The sequence below is a fragment of the Ramlibacter sp. 2FC genome (assembly GCF_005503345.1).
Taxonomy (GTDB): domain Bacteria; phylum Pseudomonadota; class Gammaproteobacteria; order Burkholderiales; family Burkholderiaceae_C; genus SCMQ01.
The window spans coordinates 1-2,110 of record NZ_SCMM01000119.1 but is presented as its reverse complement, the minus strand read 5'-3'; the positions used below and the strand labels follow the sequence as shown (position 1 = coordinate 2,110).

The 2,110-nt window shown below is 67.9% G+C and carries 3 protein-coding genes; all 3 read left to right on the top strand.

Annotation, left to right across the window (positions count from 1 at the left end):
* The coding region (locus FFS10_RS22795) for a branched-chain amino acid ABC transporter permease (RefSeq protein WP_137896883.1) at positions 1–857 on the top strand (857 nt) is incomplete at its 5' end.
* Complete coding sequence (locus FFS10_RS22790; RefSeq protein WP_137896882.1) at positions 854–1,864, top strand: branched-chain amino acid ABC transporter permease; 1,011 nt, start codon at positions 854–856, stop codon at positions 1,862–1,864. The genes FFS10_RS22795 and FFS10_RS22790, both read left to right, overlap by 4 nt.
* A partial coding sequence (locus tag FFS10_RS22785) for an ATP-binding cassette domain-containing protein (protein ID WP_249931397.1) occupies positions 1,861–2,110 on the top strand: 250 nt, incomplete at its 3' end. The genes FFS10_RS22790 and FFS10_RS22785, both read left to right, overlap by 4 nt.

The window sequence follows — 2,110 nt, the reverse complement described above, 5'->3', positions numbered from 1 at the left end:
TGTTCTTCAGCGGCCTGTCCACCGGCGCGATCTACGCGCTGGCGGCGCTGGGCTTCACGCTGCTGTGGCAGGCCAGCGGCACCATCAACTTCGCGCAAGGCGAGTTCGTGATGCTGCCGGCCTTCATGATGCTGGCCTTCCTGGGCGCGGGCCTGCCGCTGTTGCCCAGCTTCCTGCTGGCCTGCATCGTCGCCGTCTTCGTGCTCGGCTGGGCCTTCAAGCGGGGCATCGTCGACCCGCTGTTCAAGTACGGCATGATGCCCATCGTCGTGGCCACCATCGGCCTGAGCATCGCCATGAGGAACGGCCTGCGCGCCGGCTACAGCGCCGAGGCCCACCCCTTCCCCAGCCTGTTCGCCGACAAGCTGTACAACATCGCCGGCGTCACCGTCACCCTCTCCGACATCGGCACCCTGGCGCTCGCCCTGGCCCTGGTGCTGGCGACACAAGCCTTCCTGGCCAGGACCGTCACCGGCCGCGCCATGCAGGCCGTGGCCCAGAACACCGAGAGCGCCAGCGTGCTCGGCATCAACGTGCCGCGCATGATCTTCTACACCTTCGCCATCAACGCCGTGCTCGCGGTCGCCGCGGCCCTGCTGGTCACCCCCACCTACCTCGCCAAGTTCGACATGGGCGAGAGCCTGGGCACCAAGGCCTTCTTCGCCGCCATCATCGGCGGCTTCAACAACAGCCGCGGCGCGCTGCTCGGCGGGCTGATCGTCGGCGTCTGCGAGAACCTCGCCGCCGCCTACATCTCCCCCGCCTACAAGGACGCCGTCGCCCTGGTCATCTTCATGGTCGTGATCCTGTTCAAGCCACAAGGCCTGCTGGGTCGCAAAGAGGAGCGCAAGGTATGAAAAAACTCACCCTCCCGTTGATCCTGCTGGCCGCCGCCCTCTTGCTCCTGGCCCCCCATTTCCTCAAGAGCTACGGCCTGTACCTGCTGTCCTACTGGCTGGTCTTCATCGTCGCCACCATGGGGCTGAACCTCACCGTCGGCTACGCCGGCCAGAAGAGCCTGGGCCACGCCGCCTTCTTCGGCATAGGCGCCTACACCGTCGCCATCCTCATGAAAGCCGGCATCAGCTTCTGGATCGGCCTGCCCGCCGCCGCCCTGATCTGCTTTGCCGTCGGCCTCATCCTCGGCTTCCCGGCCCTGCGCGTGCAGACCATTTATCTGGCCTTCGCCACCCTGGGCTTCAACACCGCCGTGTGGCTGGTCATGCGCAACGAGGAATGGCTGACCGGCGGCACCTTCGGCATCAACAACATCCCCCGCCCCAGCCTGGCCGGCCTGAGCCTGGAAGGCAACCTGGCCTACTACCACTTCGTGCTGGCCGTCGCCGTGGTCCTGGGCGCCCTGCTGTGGGGCCTCTTGCGCAGCCCCTGGGGCAAGGCCTTCACCGCCCTGCGCGACAACCCGATCCGTGCCGAGAGTCTGGGTATCGACATCCGCAGCTACACCCTCCTGAGCTTTGCCATCGGCGCCGTCTATGCCGGCATCGCCGGCGCCCTGTTCGCCTCCCTGGTCAACTTCATCGAGCCCGCCCCCTTCACCGTCGCCTCCTCCATCATGATGTACCTCATGGTCGTCGTCGGCGGCCCCGGCTACTTCCTCGGCCCCGTGCTCGGCGCCGCCGTCGGCGTCATCCTGCCCGAGTGGCTGCGCTTCGCCCAGGGCTGGTACCTGTTCGTCTTCGGCGCCGCCGTCGTGCTCTTGATGATCTGGCTGCCCGACGGCCTGCTGTCCATCCCCGACCGCCTGCGCGCCAAGCGCCAGGCCAGGGCCGCCTCCGCCGCGCGCGCGGCATCGGCCCAGGCGGCCCAGGCCGCCGCCAACCAGAAGCTGGGAGCCCAAGCATGAACCAGAGCGCTGCACCCACTCCCGAGACCGTGCTGCCCCAGCACGCCCACCACCACGACCGTCCCCAGGACGCGCCCGTGCTCAAGGTCACCGGCCTCAAGAAGGCCTATGGCGCCATCCAGGCCGTGGGCGGCGTCAGCTTCGAAGTCCAGCCCGGCGAGATCTTCGGCGTCATCGGCCCCAACGGCTCGGGCAAGACCACCCTGTTCAACAGCATGCTGGGCCAGATCAGCCCCGACGAGGGCC